The organism is Vibrio sp. SCSIO 43155, from assembly GCF_023716605.1.
GTDB classification, from domain to species: Bacteria; Pseudomonadota; Gammaproteobacteria; order Enterobacterales; family Vibrionaceae; genus Vibrio; species Vibrio harveyi.
The window spans coordinates 211,846-232,093 of record NZ_CP071853.1 but is presented as its reverse complement, the minus strand read 5'-3'; the positions used below and the strand labels follow the sequence as shown (position 1 = coordinate 232,093).

20 protein-coding genes are annotated in these 20,248 nt (G+C 45.4%); 7 read left to right on the top strand and 13 right to left on the bottom strand.

Annotated elements, in window-relative coordinates:
• Nucleotides 1-63: 63 nt before the first annotated feature.
• Nucleotides 64-1,077 (bottom strand): MBL fold metallo-hydrolase, encoded by a 1,014-nt coding sequence (locus J4N44_RS18095; RefSeq protein WP_009696856.1) that lies wholly within the window; start codon nt 1,075-1,077, stop codon nt 64-66.
• 155 nt (nt 1,078-1,232) lie between these two features.
• Between J4N44_RS18095 and J4N44_RS18090 the strand changes: the two genes are divergently transcribed.
• From J4N44_RS18090 to J4N44_RS18080, 3 genes are all read left to right on the top strand, one after another.
• Nucleotides 1,233-1,847 carry a TetR/AcrR family transcriptional regulator gene (locus J4N44_RS18090; RefSeq protein WP_005453294.1) on the top strand — a complete coding sequence of 205 codons (615 nt, stop codon included), beginning with the start codon at nt 1,233-1,235 and terminating at the stop codon, nt 1,845-1,847.
• Nucleotides 1,848-2,170: 323 nt separating this feature from the next.
• Nucleotides 2,171-3,076, top strand: coding sequence for a 30S ribosomal protein S6--L-glutamate ligase (rimK, locus tag J4N44_RS18085; protein WP_005453290.1), 906 nt, complete (start codon nt 2,171-2,173; stop codon nt 3,074-3,076).
• Nucleotides 3,077-3,139: 63 nt separating this feature from the next.
• A complete protein-coding gene (locus tag J4N44_RS18080; protein ID WP_005432588.1) occupies nt 3,140-3,568 on the top strand; it encodes an ATP-dependent zinc protease family protein in 429 nt (142 codons plus the stop codon).
• Between the two features lie 36 nt (nt 3,569-3,604).
• Here the strand turns inward: J4N44_RS18080 and J4N44_RS18075 are convergent, their stop codons facing one another.
• Nucleotides 3,605-4,372 (bottom strand): MBL fold metallo-hydrolase, encoded by a 768-nt coding sequence (locus tag J4N44_RS18075; RefSeq protein WP_252045786.1) that lies wholly within the window; start codon nt 4,370-4,372, stop codon nt 3,605-3,607.
• 336 nt (nt 4,373-4,708) lie between these two features.
• Between J4N44_RS18075 and speA the strand changes: the two genes are divergently transcribed.
• The 4 genes from speA (at nt 4,709) to J4N44_RS18055 (ending at nt 11,428) form a co-directional block, all read left to right on the top strand.
• Complete coding sequence (speA, locus tag J4N44_RS18070) at nt 4,709-6,619, top strand: arginine decarboxylase (protein ID WP_252045551.1); 1,911 nt, start codon at nt 4,709-4,711, stop codon at nt 6,617-6,619.
• Between the two features lies 1 nt (nt 6,620).
• Nucleotides 6,621-7,541: an agmatinase gene (speB, locus tag J4N44_RS18065; RefSeq protein WP_005432598.1), complete on the top strand. Its 921-nt coding sequence runs from the start codon at nt 6,621-6,623 to the stop codon at nt 7,539-7,541.
• A gap of 262 nt (nt 7,542-7,803) precedes the next feature.
• Nucleotides 7,804-9,009 (top strand): multidrug efflux MFS transporter EmrD, encoded by a 1,206-nt coding sequence (gene emrD / locus J4N44_RS18060; protein WP_085319123.1) that lies wholly within the window; start codon nt 7,804-7,806, stop codon nt 9,007-9,009.
• Nucleotides 9,010-9,262: 253 nt separating this feature from the next.
• Entirely contained in the window at nt 9,263-11,428 is a 2,166-nt protein-coding gene (locus J4N44_RS18055; protein ID WP_080992653.1) for a S9 family peptidase, read from the top strand.
• A 180-nt stretch (nt 11,429-11,608) separates the two neighbouring features.
• On the opposite strand, the gene J4N44_RS18050 is transcribed toward J4N44_RS18055, so the two are convergent.
• From J4N44_RS18050 to J4N44_RS18000, 11 genes are all read right to left on the bottom strand, one after another.
• Nucleotides 11,609-12,592, bottom strand: coding sequence for a porin (locus J4N44_RS18050; protein ID WP_050903685.1), 984 nt, complete (start codon nt 12,590-12,592; stop codon nt 11,609-11,611).
• Between the two features lie 213 nt (nt 12,593-12,805).
• Nucleotides 12,806-13,675, bottom strand: coding sequence for a metal ABC transporter solute-binding protein, Zn/Mn family (locus tag J4N44_RS18045; protein WP_005453281.1), 870 nt, complete (start codon nt 13,673-13,675; stop codon nt 12,806-12,808).
• A 16-nt stretch (nt 13,676-13,691) separates the two neighbouring features.
• On the bottom strand, nt 13,692-14,567 hold the full coding sequence (locus J4N44_RS18040; RefSeq protein WP_005453280.1) for a metal ABC transporter permease: 876 nt from the start codon (nt 14,565-14,567) through the stop codon (nt 13,692-13,694).
• On the bottom strand, nt 14,567-15,292 hold the full coding sequence (locus tag J4N44_RS18035; RefSeq protein WP_029789612.1) for a metal ABC transporter ATP-binding protein: 726 nt from the start codon (nt 15,290-15,292) through the stop codon (nt 14,567-14,569). The genes J4N44_RS18040 and J4N44_RS18035 overlap by 1 nt, the downstream gene beginning before the upstream one ends.
• The gene (locus J4N44_RS18030; RefSeq protein ID WP_005453278.1) at nt 15,292-16,215 is read right to left on the bottom strand and encodes a metal ABC transporter solute-binding protein, Zn/Mn family; all 924 of its coding nucleotides are present in this window, start codon (nt 16,213-16,215) and stop codon (nt 15,292-15,294) included. The genes J4N44_RS18035 and J4N44_RS18030 overlap by 1 nt, the downstream gene beginning before the upstream one ends.
• Before the next feature lie 24 nt (nt 16,216-16,239).
• Nucleotides 16,240-16,791: a DUF6162 family protein gene (locus tag J4N44_RS18025; RefSeq protein ID WP_252045550.1), complete on the bottom strand. Its 552-nt coding sequence runs from the start codon at nt 16,789-16,791 to the stop codon at nt 16,240-16,242.
• The gene (locus tag J4N44_RS18020) at nt 16,788-17,108 is read right to left on the bottom strand and encodes a hypothetical protein (RefSeq protein ID WP_005453276.1); all 321 of its coding nucleotides are present in this window, start codon (nt 17,106-17,108) and stop codon (nt 16,788-16,790) included. Before J4N44_RS18020 ends, J4N44_RS18025 begins: the two co-directional genes overlap by 4 nt.
• A gap of 44 nt (nt 17,109-17,152) precedes the next feature.
• Nucleotides 17,153-17,983, bottom strand: coding sequence for a DUF4198 domain-containing protein (locus J4N44_RS18015; RefSeq protein ID WP_005453274.1), 831 nt, complete (start codon nt 17,981-17,983; stop codon nt 17,153-17,155).
• Between the two features lie 16 nt (nt 17,984-17,999).
• Nucleotides 18,000-18,539 (bottom strand): DUF2271 domain-containing protein, encoded by a 540-nt coding sequence (locus tag J4N44_RS18010; protein WP_009696846.1) that lies wholly within the window; start codon nt 18,537-18,539, stop codon nt 18,000-18,002.
• Nucleotides 18,540-18,564: 25 nt separating this feature from the next.
• Entirely contained in the window at nt 18,565-19,194 is a 630-nt protein-coding gene (locus J4N44_RS18005) for a PepSY-associated TM helix domain-containing protein (protein ID WP_009696845.1), read from the bottom strand.
• 136 nt (nt 19,195-19,330) lie between these two features.
• Nucleotides 19,331-20,176: a CPBP family intramembrane glutamic endopeptidase gene (locus J4N44_RS18000; protein ID WP_009703273.1), complete on the bottom strand. Its 846-nt coding sequence runs from the start codon at nt 20,174-20,176 to the stop codon at nt 19,331-19,333.
• Nucleotides 20,177-20,248 lie beyond the last annotated feature (72 nt).

The window sequence follows — 20,248 nt, the reverse complement described above, 5'->3', positions numbered from 1 at the left end:
ACTACCAAGTAACTACTAATAAGTGGCTTAACTATTCAACTGTTTGGCTGTTTAGCTCGGCAATTATTGCCACCACGCCTTAACTGGCTGAGGCTCAGCAAGCGCCAAACGTTGCCCAATCTCAGGGCTAACTAAAGTCACACCACGTTCTTCACTGATGTCTAACGCACGTTGCATTGGTTCATTCCAATCGTGCATTGACAAATCAAATGTACTGTTATGAATTGGCATCATCACTTTACCCTGCACATCAATGTGTGCCTGGACACTCTGCTCCGGGAACATGTGAATATCTGACCAAAGGTCATTGTATGCGCCCGTTTCAATCATTGTGAAATCGAATGGACCGTACCTTTCACCAATCTCTTTAAAGCCATTGAAGTAACCTGAATCACCGCTAAAGAACACTTTATTTTGCTGTGCGTTGATAACCCAACTGCCCCACAGCGTCGTATCGCGGTCTGTCAAACCTCGACCAGAGAAGTGCTGAGTCGGAGTCAGTGTATATTCAATACCGTCGACAGAATGTGACTCCCACCAATCTAGCTCGACCACTCTTTCCTTAGGCACGCCCCAGTTCACCAGTAATTGCCCCACTTTCAAAGGCACCAAGAAAGTTCCAACCTTGTCACCAAGCTCTTTAATCGAGGCTTTATCTAGATGATCGTAATGGTCATGGCTGATCACCACGACATCGATACTTGGCAAATCTTGCAAAGTGATTGGTGTTTGGTGGAAACGCTTTGGTCCTGCCCATTGGACAGGAGATGCTCGGTCACTAAAGACAGGGTCAGTCATCACCAATTTGCCATCGAGCTTCATTAATACGCTTGAGTGACCCAAACGGTAGATAACGTCATCTTGCTCTTCTAACAGTTGATTCGCAGTCATCGCATGCACTGGAATTTCAATTGTTGGGGTTGGATTCGCACGTTCAGTTGTGAAATAAGCTTTCATGATACCGAACATATCGCCCAAACTGCTTTTGTATTCCAACTCGGTGTTTGCAAATTTGTCCGGGTATGTTGGCGCTTTTTCAGTATCAACATTAGAACAAGAAATCATTGATGTACCCATCGCGAACGCTCCTACTGTGGCTAGCAAAGTTTTTTTCATAAAAAGTAAACTCGAACAAAAGTAAACTACACGGTGCAGTTTACATTCAAATTATCAAAAGTAAACTACTTAGTGTAAAATAGATCCAGAAATGATCTTCCTAACTTAACAAGTTTATGAATGTAAAAAGAAAAAGTCGTAGCGAGACCAAAAGAGAAGCGATTCTCTGCGCGGCGAAACAAGCGTTTCAAGAATTTGGGGTGCAAAACACCAGCATGGATAAGCTGTCTTCAATCGCTCAAGTGTCAAAGCGAACCGTCTATAATCACTTCCCTTCTAAAGAGGCGATCGTGACCGAGTTGCTGACGGAGCTTTGGCGCTCATCAATGATGGACAGCGATATTGAACGTTTACCCACACTGCCGCTGAAACAGCAATTGATTGAATTGCTCTACAGTGAGATCGTCGTCGTGACGGAACCTAACTATATTGAATTAGCAAAAGTCGCGTTTGGACACTTTTTGTTTAAGCCGGAAGATCTCAAAGAACAAGCTGAACGCATGTCAAAACAAGAAACCGCGTTACATCGTTGGCTCACCGAACATGCCCAAAACGGCGCGCTTAAGATCGAAGATGTGGATGTGGCAAGCATTCAGCTACATAACTTACTTAAAGGCAGTGCATTCTGGCCACAGTTAATGGGGATGCGTGCTTCTTTAACAGAAGAAGAGTCCAGAGCGCTAGCCACCCAAACGGCTGAACTCTTCTTAAGTCACTATAAAAACAACTAAAATAAAGCGGTCAAATAGCCGCTTTTTTTAGTTTTCTCACATCGAAAAATGATGAATTTTTGACTCAATTTTCTTTTTCTCGTCCTTGACAGTCGCACACAGCAAGGCGCGAGAGTTCGATAAATTATTTTTGTCGTATCGACGATATTTTTTCGTTTTCATCTCATGAGAAAACGCCCTAAGGTGCGCACCTCTGACGACGTGGTTGTCCAACCACAATTCTAAATCGTTGAAGCGAGTGGATTCTGTCACATCAATTAAACCCACTCACTATACTCTATATTTGTATTTTTAATTTGGTACTGACTTACTAAGGAATTGCCATGCGTATTGCTATTCTTTCTCGTAATGAGAATCTATATTCAACCATGCGCCTAAAGCAGGCGGGTGAAGAGCGCGGACATCAAGTTGATGTGATCGATACTCTGCACTGTTATATGGATATTACGAGTAACAACCCTAAGATTCGTTACATGGGTGAAGAATTGCCAAAGTATGACGCGGTTATTCCTCGCATTGGTGCATCTATCACTTTCTACGGAACTGCGGTTGTACGTCAGTTTGAAATGATGGGCACATTCTGTGTGAACGAGTCAGTAGCAATCAGCCGCTCTCGTGACAAGCTACGCTCTATGCAGTTGCTATCACGCAAAGGTATTGGTCTGCCTCGTACTGGTTTTGCTCACCACCCTGATAACATTCAAGACGTGATCAAAAACGTTGGTGGCGCACCATTGGTTATCAAGCTACTTGAAGGCACTCAAGGTATCGGTGTTGTACTTGCTGAAACAACGAAAGCGGCAGAAAGCGTTATCGAAGCATTCATGGGTCTAAAAGCGAACATCATGGTGCAAGAGTTCATTGAAGAAGCAAATGGTGCGGATATCCGCTGCTTCGTTGTAGGTAACAAGGTTATCGCAGCAATGAAACGTCAAGCAAAAGAAGGTGAGTTCCGCTCTAACCTTCACCGCGGAGGTTCTGCTCAGCTAGTGAAACTAACCAAAGAAGAGCGTGCAACCGCAATCAACGCAGCGAAAGTCATGGGTCTAAACCTATGTGGTGTTGATATTCTTCAATCGAAAAACGGTCCTGTTGTGATGGAAGTGAACTCTTCTCCGGGTCTTGAAGGTATCGAAACTGCAACAGATAAAGACGTTGCAGGTATGATCTTCGACTTCATCGAGAAGAACGCAAAACCAAACGCTAACCGTACTCGCGGTAAAGGCTGATAATTGTTTGAGTGGGAGCCTATAGACTAGGCTCTCTTTATCACTCATCGCTAGGATGACACTATGAATCAGAAAATGATCATTGGGAACGCCGAAGCAATTTGCTTACCTGAGTTAGGGATTACTCACCTTGAAGCGCGTATTGATACAGGCGCACAGACTTCTTCTCTGCACGTAGATAATCTAGAGTGCACTGAGCAAGACGGTCAGTCATACGTAGAATTCGATCTACACCCAGATGTTTACCACTTAGAACAAGTGGTTCGCTGTAAAGCTCCACTGAAGGCGAACCGCAAGGTGAAATCATCAAACGGAACGTTCGAACACCGCTGCGTGATCACAACGATGCTACGCATGGGCGACCAAGAGTGGCCTATCGACATCACGCTGACTAACCGTGAAAAGATGACCTACATGATGTTGCTAGGTCGTCAGGGTATGGCAGACAAAGTTCTGGTAGACCCGAGCCAATCTCACTTATTGGCTCCATAATCCCCGTAGCTTCAGATGAGCGAACTCCGTGGTCGCTCATCTGGCTCTTCTGTCCTTTTCGCCATTCTCCTCTTTCATATTCTTACTTCTCAGTACAGAGCGCATTAACCCTTTAAGTTTTATCTTCGTCACTCGCCAATGCGTAATGGGTCTAACCGGCGCGGTGTTGATGATGTGTTGATAAGCATCTTCATCAAACTCAACTTCACCACCATGTGCGGCCAATAAACAACTCGGGTTCATCTCAAAAACTCGCTTTAACGACCGACGATATTGGTTGGGATGAAAGATAGGAAACGGCGCAATCAAATGACTTTTTACCTGCACCATTAAATCCGCGACATAAAGCACATTCTGCTCAGCATGAAAAACCGATAAGTCTCTATCAGTATGTCCGGGGGTTTCCAATACTTGCCAATCAGAAAATCCAGGCACGGCGTCACCATCCACCAGCTCAATATCTGGTCTTAGTTTTCGCGAATACCATAGATTCCGCTTTGGTTTACGCATTCGATTCGCCATCCAACGCGCCAAAATCAAATCGGTCAAATGCATCAACCAACCATCAAAGCCGCCATACCAATGAGTGTCTCGTTTCGCAGCTAAGATCTGGCACCCCGTAAGCTCTCGCAACTTGTGCGCAGCCCCCGCATGGTCAGGATGCATATGCGTGACCACCACCATTTTTAAGTCGGTGAACGAACGATTAAGCTGATGCTCAATAAAATCTTTGAGGTGTGGAATATCGGCTCGACTGGCGCCATCAAGCAACATTAACTTGTCTGGATACTCGGCGAGATACATGGTTTGGATGTATCCCTGAATTCTATGCAGCTGCAAAACATATCCTTGTTTTGTTGGGTCTTTATTCTTGTTTTTCTGCGACCAAATCCTTACTGGTCAGACCAACTATAACAGCAGAATGGACACTCTGTTAAATAAATGTTTACACCGCGACTCGACAACAGTTGTTAATCGAAAGAACAAATTTTAATCATTAGACTCTGATTGGGTTTTATCCGTTAATGCGCGCACACGGAGTTCGTGTCAGGGTATGAGGTTAGCGCCTCATGATTTGCTTTTTTGTATTTCCTCCTCCTATTTCAGCGAGGGTTTAAATACATTTTTGTGAGAATCGAGTTGGAAAAAGCAACTAAATTAGACCGCATCCGCGCGGACTACAACGTTCACTACTGGAGCCAAGGCTTCTACGGAATTGATGACCAAGGCGAGGTTTACGTATCTCCTCGTAGTGACCGTGCACACCAAATCCCTTTCAGTGCGATTGTAAAAGAGCTAGAAGCTAAGCAGTTGAACCTGCCTGTGCTAGTGCGCTTCCCGCAAATCGTGCACCAACGCGTGCATGGCATTTGCCAAGCTTTCAACCAAGCAATTGAAGAATACCAATATCCAAACAAATACCTGTTGGTATACCCAATTAAAGTAAACCAACAGCGTGAAGTGGTTGATGAAATCTTAGCGAGCCAAGCGCAGCTAGAAAATAAACAGCTGGGTCTAGAGGCAGGCAGCAAGCCAGAACTATTGGCGGTACTGGCATTGGCTCAACAAGGCAGCTCCGTGATCGTGTGTAATGGCTACAAAGACCGTGAATATGTGCGTCTAGCACTGATCGGTGAAAAGCTAGGTCACAAAGTATTTATCGTACTAGAGAAGCTATCTGAGCTTGATCTAGTACTTGAAGAAGCGAAAAGCTTGGGTGTAACTCCACGTCTTGGCTTGCGTATCCGCCTTGCATCTCAAGGTGCAGGTAAGTGGCAAGCAAGCGGCGGTGAGAAATCGAAGTTCGGTCTATCGGCATCACAAGTATTGAGCGTGATTGATCGTCTAAAACACGAAGACAAGCTGGATACCATGCAATTGGTTCACTTTCACCTTGGCTCACAGATGGCAAACATCCGTGACGTACGCAATGGTGTGAATGAATCCGCACGTTTCTACTGTGAATTACGTGCCATGGGTGCAAACATTGATTACTTCGATGTTGGCGGCGGTTTAGCAGTAGACTACGACGGCACACGCAGCCAATCTGCGAACTCGATGAACTACGGTCTTGCAGAATATGCGCGTAACATCGTGAATACGGTCGGTGATGTCTGTCAGCACTACGACCAACCGATGCCAGTGATCATCTCTGAATCGGGTCGTTCTCTAACCGCTCATCACGCTGTGTTGATTTCTAACGTCATTGGTACTGAAACATACCAGCCGGAAGAAGTATTCGAACCTGCAGAAGATGCACCAATCTTGCTACAAAACATGTGGCGTAGTTGGGAAAACCTGCAGGATGGTACCGATGCACGTGCATTAATTGAAATTTACAATGATACCCAAAGCGATTTGGCCGAGGTTCACTCGCAATTCGCTACTGGCGTACTGAACCTTGAGCAACGTGCGTGGGCAGAACAACTGTCTCTGCGTATTTACTTCGAGCTAAGTCGTCAAATGAGTACCAAGAACCGTTTCCACCGTCCTATTTTGGATGAGTTGAGCGAACGTCTTGCGGACAAGTTCTTCGTGAACTTCTCTCTTTTCCAATCCCTACCAGACGCATGGGGTATTGATCAGGTATTCCCTGTTTTACCGCTTTCTGGTCTTGGGGATGTGGAAGAGCGTCGTGCGGTGATGTTGGACATCACTTGTGACTCCGATGGCGCGATTGATCACTATGTTGATGGTCAAGGCATTGAGAGCACGCTACCAGTACCAGCATGGAGCAACGACAAACCGTACCTAATGGGCTTCTTCCTAGTAGGCGCATACCAAGAGATCCTTGGTGACATGCACAACCTATTTGGTGATACCCACAGTGCAGTAGTCAATGTTGATGAAGACGGTCAATTCGAGATCAGCTACATCAACGAAGGTGATAGCGTAGAAGACATGATGCGCTACGTTCACATCGACGTAGATGCGATTCGTGACAATTACAAACAATTGGTTTCAGAACGAGTTGAAACCAGTGAACAAGAACAAATCCTAGCTGAACTGGAACAAGGTTTGGCAGGCTACACCTATTTAGAGGACTTCTGATATGAATGATTTGTTTACGAAAACCGATTATTCGCTTTACTCCAACTCTATGTCGTTTCTACGTCGACCGTACATCAAAAATCCAGTATCGGCAGACGCAGACGTTGTGGTGCTAGGGGTTCCTCTGGACATGGCGACTTCTGGTCGTCCTGGTGCGCGTATGGGACCAGATGCGATCCGTCGTGCGTCAGTAAACCTTGCTTGGGAAGGCAAGAAGTTCCCTTGGGACTTCAACGTATTTGATAAATTGAAAGTGATCGACGCAGGTGACCTTGTATTCGATTGTGGTGACGCGGAAGATTTCACTTACCGTCTAGAAGCGGCAACAAGTGAGATTCTAAAGAGCGGTAAGACAATGCTAGGCTTGGGTGGGGACCACTTCATCACGCTACCGATCCTACGTGCTTACGCAAAACACCATGGTCAAATGGCATTGATTCACTTCGATGCGCACACTGACACTTACGCAAATGGCAGTTCTTACGACCACGGAACTATGTTCTACCATGCGCCAAAAGAAGGTCTGATTTCTGCGAAGAACTCAGTTCAAATTGGTATTCGTACTGAATATGACCAACAAGATCATGGCTTCAATGTCATCAACGCGATGCAAGCAAACGACATGTCGGTAGAAGAGATACTGGCAGAGATTCGTCGCACGGTTGCGGATAAGCCAGTGTATGTCACTTTTGACATCGACTGTCTGGATCCGGCGTTTGCACCGGGTACAGGTACACCAGTTTGTGGCGGCCTGAACTCAGATAAAATTCTGAAGATCATCCGTGGTTTCGCTGGCATGAACATCGTAGGTATGGACGTGGTGGAAGTCTCACCTCCTTACGACCACAGCGATGTAACGGCCTTGGCTGGCGCAACTATCGCACTTGAGTTGCTTTACGCCTACGCTTCAGGTCGCGAATAACGAAAGTTGTTCTAAATGAGCGCAGTATTTCAAGGGGAGCTTCGGCTCCCTTTTTCGTTTTCATCATCCAACAAAAATAGATTAGATTTTCTAATCCAAATCATAGATTTTTATCTTGCTCAACTTCACACTTTTTGATTGCTAAGTCCGCACTCAAGCTCTAATATCTCGCGCCTAGATTCCCTAATTACTTTGTTTATTTGGCTCTCCTATATGGAGCGCTAAGGCTTTTTACGTCTTAAATTTCTGGAGAGATACGCAAATGTCCGCCTCGTTTCCATTAGCGAAACTTACCTTTTTAATCGCAATTCTGACTGCCGTAGGTCAAATGACTCAAACGATGTACGTGCCTTCTATCGGTCATATGGCGGGTGAGTTCTTGGTATCAGCGTCTTCACTTCAAGCTGTGATGGCGTGTTACCTGATCCCTTACGGTCTATCGCAGTTTGTATACGGCACGCTTTCTGATCGCCTTGGTCGTAAGCCAATCATCATTGCGGGTTTGATCATCTACATTCTTGGTACTTTGGTAGCGCTGTTTGCTCATGAGTACGAATGGTTTCTAGCAGGCAGCTTCATTCAAGGTTTGGGTATTGGCTGCGGTGGAGCTATGTCTCGAACACTGACTCGTGACTGCTTTGAGGGCGCTGAACTGCACCGCGCAAACAGCTTGATCAGTATGTGTGTGATTTTTTCGCCATTGATCGCACCAGTATTGGGCGGTTATCTAACCGAAGCATTCGGCTGGCGATCTAGCTACCTATTTCTTGCGTTATTCGGTATTGCCGTTGTGATCACCATGATGACAAGCATGATGGAAACCTTGCCTAAAGAGCGCCGCAAACATGAATCTGTTGCGAAGAGCTACAAGTTCGTACTATCAGACAAACGCTTCCAAGGCTTCTTATTGGTATTGGTTGCCACGTTTGCAGGCGTTGCAGTATTTGAAGCAGCAGCAGGTGTGTTGTTGGGTGGTGTACTTGGCTTGCCAGCAACCACGGTCAGCTTGCTATTTGTCTTGCCGATACCGGGTTACTTAGTCGGTGCTGGTCTATCGAGCTATATTGCACAACGCCGTTCTGAGCGCCGTGCTTTGAATGTTGGTCTAGTGGCTATCTTAATTGGCTCAGCAGTGGTATTGATTCCGGGTCTGTTTGGTCTAACAACGGCGTTGACTCTGATTGGCGGTGCAACCATTTACTTCTTGGGTGCAGGCATTTTGTTCCCAGCGGCAACTACCGGCGCACTTTCACCATTCCCATACCACGCAGGCACTGGCGGTGCCATTTTGGGTGGTATGCAAAACCTAGGCGCAGGCATCGCAACGCTATTGGCTTCCTTCTTCCCAGCGCAAGACCAAATGCCACTTGGCTGCCTAATGATGACAATGTCGATCATCGCCATGCTTGGTCTACGTTGGGTTAATCGCAAGCACGACCATTCAAACGAAATGCCATTGGCAATTTAAAACCTGCCTCTCATCACCCAAAGGGGACATGCTGAAAAGTGTGTCCCTTTTTTGTTGCACGCATCTTGCCCTCCAGTTCTCATCCACCAGCATTTACATTTAACATCCCTGTAAATCTTTGCTAAAAAGAACAGTTGCTTACACACATTTATAGATTTGCCATTCAACATTCATTGGAAGAAACCTGTGCTTTAACTCTTAAATAAAAGAATGGCGATACAACAAGAGTAAGGTACACAATAAGGACACACAGATGCGTTTCACTTTAACTACGTTGGCCGTATCGGTCGCGCTTGTCGCCGGATGCAGCAATCAAGGAATACCAACCATGAACCATTACTCTCAATCTCAACTCGTTGCTCAACAAACTCAAGCACCTGTTGCTAAAAAAGTGCCACATGCAATGACGATTCATGGTGACACCCGAATCGATAACTACTATTGGATGCGTGATGATGAGCGCCAAGACCCAGAGATTTTGCAACATCTTGAGCAAGAAAATCAGTATGCAGAAACCGTTCTAAAACATACTGAAGCACTACAAGAGCAATTATTCGAAGAGATCAAAGGTCGTATTGCGAAAGACGATAACTCAGTACCAGTACGTCGAGGTAACTACTTCTATTCAAATGAAGTGACAGGCGATAACGAATACGAAGTGCACATGCGTGCGAAAGACTTTGCAGGCAAAGACAAGCAAGTCATCCTAGATGTAAATGAACTGGCGAAAGAGCACGAGTTCTTTAGCACTGGAGGCTTATATGTGAGCCCAAATGAGAACTTGCTGGCTTACGGTGAAGATACGTTAAGCCGTCGTGTTTATACCATCAAAATCAAAGATCTTAATACCGGCGAATATCTACAAGATGAAATTGAAGGTGCGTCGAGTGCTATCGCATGGCAAAACGACAACAAGGCTTTCTATTACATCAAGAAAGATCCACAAACACTGCTTGGTTATCAAGTATACCGCCACGTACTAGGCACTCCGCAAAAGAGCGATGAACTGATTTACGAAGAAACCGACAGTGCTTACTACACTTACTTGAGTAAAAGTAAAGATGACGAGCAAGTGTACATTTGGCACTCAAGCACCGAAACGAGTGGTGTATCAGTCATTGACGCCAACAATCCAAACGCAAAAGCTGAAGCTTTCTACCCACGAGAAACAGGCATTGAGTACAGCATCGCTAAATTAGGTGATTGGTACTACATCTACACAAACTATCAAGCAGTAAACTTCCGTTTAATGAAAGTCAAAGCAGAAGAGATGCATGATCGTTCTAAATGGGTCGATGTCGTCCCAGCAGACGACAATACTCAACTTGTCGATTTCGACTTATTTGATGACCACCTTGTGTACGAGCAACGTGCGAATGGTCTATCAACAGTTAAAATCCGCCAGCTATCAACGGGCAAAGAGTTCCCACTTGAATTTAACGACAGCGCGTTTGCTGCTTATCTAACAGGCAACTATGAACTCGATAATTCTAAAGTTCGTATCTACTACAGCAGCCTAACCACACCTGGTACTTACTATGATTTCGACCTGAATACGGGTGAATCTGAAATAATGAAGCAAACACCGGTGCTAGGCGATTTCGATGCGGATAACTATCAATCAGAGCGCATCATGGTGACTGCTCGTGATGGCAAACAAGTGCCAGTTTCATTGGTTTACCGCAAAGATCTCTTCAAGAAAGACGGCACTAACCCAATCTATCAGTACGGCTACGGCTCATACGGTTCCACCATAGAACCAACATTCCGTTCAACTCGTTTGAGCTTACTTGATCGCGGATTCGTGTACGCAATCGCGCATATTCGTGGTTCAGAAATGCTTGGGCGTCCTTGGTATGAAGATGGCAAAAAGCTCACTAAGCAAAATACCTTCAATGACTTCATCGACGTAACCAAAGGACTTGTTGAAGAAGGCTACGGTGCCAAAGATAAAGTGTTTGCTGTTGGTGGCTCTGCGGGCGGCCTATTGATGGGCGCTATTATCAACCAAGCACCAGAGCTCTACCGTGGTATTGGCGCGCACGTTCCGTTTGTTGATGTCGTTACGACCATGTTGGATGAGTCAATTCCTCTCACGACCAACGAATACGATGAGTGGGGTAATCCAAACGACAAAACCTACTACGACTACATGCTGAGCTACTCACCGTACGACAACGTGAAAGCTCAGAATTATCCGAACATGTTAGTGACAACGGGTTTGCATGACTCACAAGTTCAGTACTTTGAGCCAATGAAGTGGGTAGCCAAACTTCGTGAAATGAAAACCGATGATAATGTCTTGTTGTTCAAAACCGATATGGAAGCAGGCCACGGTGGCGCTTCTGGTCGATTCAAACGATTAAAAGAAGACGCGCTTGAGTACGCTTTCTTTCTAGATCTGTTGGAGACCAAATAAGCTTTAGCCGTCATTCATTATGAGTCACCGAAAACAATGCCCGCTTTTACGCGGGCATTTTTCAATCTAGATACTCGGTGACATGACTCAGATGAGCTAAACAGAAAGAAAAACGCCTACTCACAGCGAGTAGGCGTTAACACAATAAATGTGTTTAGGCAGTAGAAACTGTCCTATTTATTAGAAGTAGTAACGAGCACCTAGAGTCCAGTAGTCGTTCTCTTCGTTGTTGTAGTCGTTACCTAGGTCAAACTGGTAAGCAGCAAACGTAACGAAAGCAGGAGTTACAGCGTATTCCGCCTGTAGAGCAGTCTCACTAGTGATTGTTTTGCTGTCTTTATCATTCTCTACGCCTTCGTAGTTAATGCTGAACGTCCAATCGTTAACGCCGTAAGCTAAAAGACCTTCAAGTTGGCTAGTCTCTTCTAGGCCGCGGTAAAAGTATTCATTCATGCCGTATACAAGTGCTGCGTATAGACCCGATCCATATTTACCGTAGTTTGCTGAGAATACATGCGATGTTGCTGATTCAGATTTGCCACCAAAATCAACATCACCACCGCTGTATACATAGCCTAAACCAAAGCCTGCTAGCTCAGTGCTTAAAGCAATTTGTCCACGATCATCAAAGTCACCATTTTGACCTTGCCAACCTAGACCTAGGTTTAAGCCAAAGCCTTCACCAAATTCAAAACCTTTACGGTAACTTACCATGCGCTCTGCACGAGAAGAACCAAGCTCGTAGTAACCAGGGGCATATAAGAAGTCATTGGCAAACGCGATTGGCAAATCCGCTACACCAGCAACATCGTAGTATGGTGACCACTGTGTACCAACGACTAAACGTCCATATTGCTCATGTGTTGCACCAATGTAACCCAAACGAGTTGAGAAAGAGTTGTCACCACCATTAAGGTAGTTCAGTGACCATTCACCTTTAGCATCGATAGTTACGCCGTTACCGATGTCTTTTTTACCGCCGATGTTAATACGAGGAGATACTTGGTGAACCTTAACGTCTTCTTCAAAGTACTCACCCACGCCCACAGAAACGTGGCCGCCGATAGAAAGAGATGTGCCATCGCTGTTGTAAACTTCAGCTGCGAAAGCTTGAGAACCACATGCTAGTGCCGCCACTGCAACGGCTAGAGTTTTCATTTTCATTTTTAACATCCATATAGTTGTTTATACCGGTTCGTTACGACAGCAAGACAAAAATTTTCAACACAACGAACACATACAACGTAGTAATGAAACATAAATGAAACAAATAAATTATATGCAACCAATCTAATCAATCGCTCAAAATTTGATCAAAACCACATAAAAAAAGGGAACTTTTCAGTCCCCTTCATAATTTTTGTGGTGTTTTTCGTGTTACAACTGCCAGCGCGCGAGTGGTTTCTCAGTTTTTATTCCTTTACTCCCCCAACGATCAATGACGTCAATTTGCAGTATGCGATCTGGTGAAATAATCGATTGTAGCTGTTTTGAGGGTCTTTTATCTGTAATTAGCCACAGAGTTTTATCTTCTTCAAACTGAGCTTTTAAAGACAGTTTCTCTGCTTCTGACCATTCCAGTTCAGGCTTGAATTGACGATCAACAACGAACAGTTGGTTTCCAGACGCAAAATCCTCTAATGATTCCCCTAGCAAGACCACTGAATCAATCTCTTTCGCAAAGATAACGTCCTGTTGTTGATTAATCAGCTCACGTACTTCTAACATCAACGCTTGCTGGTTCTTTTCTATTTGAGCTTGATATTGAGGATAAACCTTTTGTAGATCCTCACCCACGATCGCAGCCATTCGAATTAAGTTAGTAGGATTCATCCACGCATACTTAGATGTATCACCATTGTCTAACGTCAGTGCCGCAACGCCCGGTGCTCTTGGAGATATCGCCTGAGACGCGTCAATCTCAATCAAGCGAATGTTCCCCTGACGAGCATAAACAAAAGTTGGGTCTTGATGCCAAATAGCACCCAACGTAATCGCAACGGTCGCCTCCTGTCCGGCTTTAATGGCTTGTTGTTGACCTTTACTTGCAAACCAGTTCACCAAACGTTCAACGCCATATCGCTTAGGTGGCAAGTAACTGGTTTCAATGCCTGTGCCTTGCATCAGTTGCTCAGACAACATGTAAGTCACAGGCGTGCTGGTAATAATATCTTTGCCATAAGAGAACGGTGCAAATGTACTCGTCAAAACCAAGCCCATTGTTATGATTTGTTTTTTCATCTTCATAATTGGTTATCCAGATTTAAGCTTTTCGCACAATGCGGTAGATCGTTGCCGTTAGGAAAAACGCAGCAGAGACAATAATAATTGAGGCGCCAGACGGTACCGGCAATTCAAGTTCCATTGGCAAAACGGTTCCAACCAAGCAGGCAACGGTAGCCAATAAGGATGAAAGCAAAACAAAACTGCCCATTCGCTTAGTGAGCAAGCGTGCCGTTGCCCCCGGAATAAGCAGTAACGCTCCAACCAAAACCGCACCGATAATCTTCACTGCTGCGATTGTCACGAGCGTAATCATCATGACGAACAGGTAGTCATAAAAGCTGGTGTTGAATCCACGAACACGCGCGATGTCAGGGCTAATGCAAGTCAGTAAGATTCGGTTAAAGGTCGGAATCAGTAACAATAGAATGATCAAACAGCTCACCGCAAGAATCGTTATGTCTCTGTCTGTCACCGTCAGGATCGAGCCAAACAAAACGTTCTCTAACATATGAATATTGATCTTTCGTGCCACATACATCAGCAGGGCAGCACCGACTGCCAAAGCAAGAGCGAGGAACACACCCACGAGTGTATCGTAGGGAACGTTGGTTCGATTTCGCACGAAATGCAGCAATAGCGCGAAAATCATGCAGAAGCTGAATAACCCGATAAATGGATTTTCCGGTGGTTCACCAAGTAGCACACCGATCGCTATACCAGTCAGCGCTGCGTGACCAACGGCTTCAGAAAAGAACGCCAAACGCTTCGCGATGACCAAGGTGCCCAAACCGCCCAATAACGGACCAAGAATTAGCGCTGCAACAATTGCGTTAACCATAAACGCATAAGCGAAGCTGTCACTGAGCCACCCGGCTTCTACTCCGTTGAGGGCAAATTGTCTTAACCAATCCATTACGCCGCCTCCACTTTTGCCGTGTAGTGCTTAAACAGAGACTCAATACGCTCAGGACTCAATACTTCAGAGTGATGCCCCGAAGCGACGATTTGACGATTGACAACATGCACCTGCGCATCCAAACGGCGCACCGCTGTTACGTCATGATGGACAGCAAGAACGGTTTTACCTTCTGCTACCACTTCATGAATCAAACCTTCTAGATAACGTACCCCTTGCTCATCCATACCCGTTGTCGGTTCATCTAGAACAAGTAAACTTGGATTATCGAGTAGAGCTTGGGCGAAGAGAACACGCTGTTGCTCACCGCCAGATAGTTGTCCCATACGACGATCACTTCTTGTTGCCATACCAACACGCTCTAATTGAGCTAACGCCTGTTGAGCTTGCTTGGTTTTACGGCGCCAAAACAGAGGCACACGCGTTTGGTTAAGCAGTACAAAATCCATGACCGTCAAAGGTAAGCTGGCTTCAAACATGGCTTTTTGTGGTACGTAACCAATTTTTCCGGCTTGCTCAGCCTCCACCCAATGCACCGAGATGTCACCCGAAAATGGCGTAAGTCCTAAAACCGAACGTAATAATGACGTTTTGCCACCGCCGTTTGGTCCCATAATCACATGGCATTGACCCGCTTCAAAGCAAGTCTGAATGTCTTGCAGAATAAGGTTGTCCCCGTACTGCAAGCAGACTTTATCAAGAGAAATCGAAGGACCTCGCATTAGGCTTTCTCCTGCTCATGCTTGCTTGCAACAAACTTCATCGCCTCTATTAAGGTTGCTACGTTGTCGCGCATCTCCACCTCGACTTTGTCGGCTTCGTATTCCCCGTGCGTCATGTGAGAAAAGCGATATAGCTTCACGCCCGTCGCCTCTTCGATGGTATCAACAAAACGATTTGGCATATTCAGCTCGTAAAATAGAACATCAATACCAGATTGGCGGATCTTCTCGATGGTTTCCTGTAGCTGACTAGCGCTTGGCTCTACGCCATGAGCAGGTTCGATTACCGCGGCTACATCGACGCCAAACTCTTGTAGAATGTATCCATAAGCATTGTGCGTTGTTGCGACCTTCATACCTGCTGTATCTAGCTGCCCTAGAGACAACATCGCATCACGCTTTAAAAGGCGAAACGTTTTTGCGTACTTTCGCGCATTTTTTCGATAAAAAGCTGCGTTTTCTGGGTCAAGTTTGCTCAACTCACTGGCAATGGTGTAAACCTTTTGAATCGTGGTGGATAGTCCAACAAAGGTATGAGGATTCACAGCACCTTTACCAACGGATTGCCCCATAGCGGGCAATAGTGGAACTTCCTTATTTGCCTCAATCACCACCAGATCGTCGCGCTGCGCAGCTTGAATAACTTTCAGAGCAAAATCATCATGCCCAATACCATTGACGACAATCACATCCATCTGATTCAATCTTTTAAGATCATTGGGTTGGGGCAAATAGTTATGAGGATTGAACCCTGCATCGACCAAAGGAATGATCTCAGCTTTATCACCGACCACCGCTTTTACATAGCTGTAGTAAGGTTGCAAAGTGATACCAATGTTGAGCGTTTCGGCAAAACTTGAAGCGGAAGCGACCAGTAAAGCACTAGCCGTTAGAATTCGACGTAAGAGAGAGCGTGTCTTCATAGTTGTTATCATGTTGGTTATTGCTTAATGCTTATGAGGGCTTGCAGGAGAAGAAGGCGTTAACACGATTTGTTGCCAACCACTTAGCTTTCGTTGACTTTGCTGAGTTAAGCCCTCGATATCGATAGAAACAGCCGTAGAAAACCAGATATCAGCATGCTCGTGACGGCTATCAAGTAGCATCGAAGCTGAACCTTCATCGTCCTGTCTCAAGCCAAGATAAAGTCCTGCATCCAACATCTGCCATTGATGAGAACCTTTGCGCTGCCAACTTTGGTCTTTAACAAATGGAGCGAGCCAAAACGTTTCAAGTTCACTGACTTCAGGCCACTTACCCTCATCAATGTGGAGATCTCGAATTTCCTCATGAGCAAGTTTAAGCTCTGCAACCATTGCCAACTCTTCTTGCCCAAGGTCAGTCATCAACACTTGATGCTCGAGTGCTTTTGCGTGCTCAACTTCGGTCTGATGATAGGGCAATAAGGCGGCAGACACCGCAAGAATGCCGGCGATGGTTAATGCCACCCATTTACCTTCGCGACTGCCATTATCCGGTCGAATTTTCTGAGTGATCATTTCTCTTTCAACTCAACCACATCAACTTCTACTGGGTTTTCATGCCCTGCGTCGAAAACAAGATAAAAATCCATTTGAGGATGAGTGAACTCAGCGATAGAGCGCTTGTCAGTGGTTACTTTGGCAATCAAGTTGTCATCGTAATCGTACATTTCAACGTCATAGTCCACTGCGGTAGAACCATCGGAGTAACCTGCTTCACAGATGACTTTGTCTTGTTCTAAATGGCAGCTCATTAATGGAAAGTGCGCCGCAGCTTGAAAGGACAGTAAGCCGCCCGAAAGAGCGGAAGCGATAAGAATAGAGCTGTTTTTCATGGTGTATCCAAAATGGCTCAGTGGGGCACTGAGCCTAAACTTGATTAATTTAATTGCGTTTCGAACGTTAGGTGAACATTCACACTGGCTTTATCTGCGAGAGGATCGTTTTTCAGCTCACCTTTGTAGTTGGCTTTCATCAAATAGCGACCAGCCACCTCTGGAGTAAACGTAATTTTGCCTTCTTTATCACTCACGACATCCATTTGTTCTTGGTGGTTTCGGTAAAGGGTACCTTCACGAGTAATTTCGGCTGTGACACCTTGTTGAGGCTCACCATTAAAGAAGAATTGGAAAGTCACCGCTTCGCCTTCAATGATGTCTGATGGGTGAGTGATCGGTTTCATCTCTAGCAGCTTGCCTTCAATTTCCAGCGCTTTTTCTGTCGGCATCCCCACCGTCACGTAACTTTCCGCTCGGGTATAGCTCAGTTGTGTAACAACATCACGTGCTTTTTCTGGAATAACACTTGCGCGATCAGCTTTGCTTGCTCGCGCCCACTTAACTGTGTCGCGGCGACCCGCTTTGTATTGGGTGTAGTAGCTTGGTTGGTTGTTGATCGCGACCTTGTGTGTGCCTTCTTCTTCAAAGTAGAAATCAAACATCGAACGACGTTTACCACGAACAACAAAGTTCGGACGCTCCGAACGACCATCCGGCATGATCACAAATGCTTGATCGCTGCCCGCTGGTTTATCAAAAACAAACGTACCGTGAGAGGCAGTCACATCAAACGTCAGCCAATCACCACCTTCTTTTGATACTGTAAAGTGAGAAGGCAAAACCCAACGAGGGTGCGCTTGTGCTGTTGTTGCAGCTGCTAGCCCCATCGCCATTACACTTGCTAGTGCCACCGCTTTCATTTTGGTTTTCATCGTTATTCCTTCTCTATTACTTAACTTGGTAGTTGACGGTAATCATGCCCGTCTCTTGGGTTGGTTTGATTTGATAACGAACTTCGCTGTCCGCTAGTTGCATCTTTTGTCGCAAATAATTCCGTCCACCGTGCTCGCGTACCACTTCAACATGCAACGTGTAAGTGCCTTGTTCGAGTCGCAGACCTTCATCATTGGTGCCATCCCAAATAAAACGGTATTGACCAGCGGGACGAGTAGCAGACGTCACGGCGTCCACTAATTCGCGATCATAACGACCCACCTTTCGCCACCAGCTTCGAAGATCTTTTAGCCATTCATCTTTACCAACCCATAACTGGATGGTTTTTACCGGCTTGCGCTTATCATCTTCAATCCATACTGCAACATAAGGGCGGGCGTACATTGATGTATCAATTTTTGGCAACTCGAATTCAAAATCGACTTTGGCACGATCAGGCAAGGGGGCAGCAAAAAGCGAAAGAGGCATCAGCGCAGCAATAAGTGTTAATTTGCTTAATGAGTTGCGACGCAAAAATCGGTCTGTGTTTAACATAGGGGAATTCTCTGAATAGAGGCTGTTATGGCACAGCAACAAAATAAATAACGAGCGACAGCAAGGTGCCAAAAGCCATCCACTGCATCGACGTTCTTAAAGTCTTTTTCTTTGGTAGTAGCAAACACACTCCGGTTAGAACAAAGAACACCATCAATAATGCAGTGATATCAATGAACCACTTCCAAGCATCGCCACTATTGCGACCTTTGTGCAGATCATTCAGTAGCGCGACAATGCCGTAATTCGTTGTTTCAACTTCAGCCTCTCCCGTGGTCATATCGACAAAAACGGTAGCGTTATAACCCGGACCTTTAAAATCCAAAGAAAGCTCGCCAATCACTAACTCTCCATCTTCGATTTCGGTATAAACATCCAAAGCCGACGGAGTGCCACGCAAATGGGTTTCTTGAGTTAGGAAGTTCAATAGAGCCGAACGATTGGGTTGGAAGCTGCCTTCAGTTGCAAAAAGTTGCTTTGAAGGGATCGTGAGTGTGTGTTGTTGAATGATTGGCTCACTGCGCTCAAACAATGTTGGTCTGTTCAAGGTGATGCCCGTTAAGGCAAAGAACAAGGTCACCAATAAAAGAGCCATGGAAACGTAAATGTGCAGACGGCGAGCCCAAGTTTGGACGCCTTTGCTTTTGAGCAACATAAAAAAACAATCATCACCAATAAATGAGGGCTTAATTTAGGTGATAATCATTCTTATTGGCATTTAATTTACATTGTTTACGTTTGATAGAATAGAAAGGCTCCCGCACATGGAGGCAAGAGCCTATAGGAAAATCTTATCGAGCTAAGATTGGGTAAGTAAAGAAAACCAAGTGACAGAAGTTGAACACAAAATGGGCTAACACAGCACACCATAGGCGCCCAGTGAAGTGGAAAACAAGACCGTACCCTATCCCTGCAAGTCCAGCAAATACCATCAACAGTGGACCGCCTGCAAAATGAGCTAAACCAAACAAAATGCTCGCCACCACCAAACCCAATCGCCAATCAAAACGACGAGATAATGACTGCTGGATAAACCCGCGGAATAAAGCCTCTTCTGCAACACAAGTTAATACGAGGTTATTTAAAGCAAACAGCCACCACCATGACGGCAAATTAAACTCCGGTTTTAGAGCACCAAGCATAACGGCAACTGGCAATAGTGAAAGCAGGGGTATCATCACCAGCAGCGCAGGTTTTATTCTTATTTTTGACTCACCGCTAAGCAGCATAGGATAAGCAAGAAGGAGAGCAAAGAAGGCAAGTGGCTTGTCCAGATTAAGATACATTGAGAATGGCGCACTCTGTGGTCCCGCGGATACCTTGTCGAGAACTTGCAGATTATTAAAGCCAGGGATCAAATGGACAAAAAGCATCACACACCAAAGGACGACAATCCCCCACCCTAGGTAGTAAATAGGTTTCATCTTTGGATTCAATGCCAGCATCGGCAACCGGTATGAGACTCCAAGAACAACCAACGAACTGATCAGCGCGATGAGCTCAATTCGATCAAAAACAAATGCACCTAGCAGTGTAAGTCCAAGCAATGCGAAGGCTGCCCTTTGTTGCCGAGCAAATGCCGCGCCAATTGCTAATACAAGCGGTAGCCAAATCAAAATGGCAGAATCAAGAATCATGTATTTATCCTTATAAAAACTGACGGTCCAGTCTTAGTGCTGGGTAGTTGTAATATAACCTTGTCCCCAAGT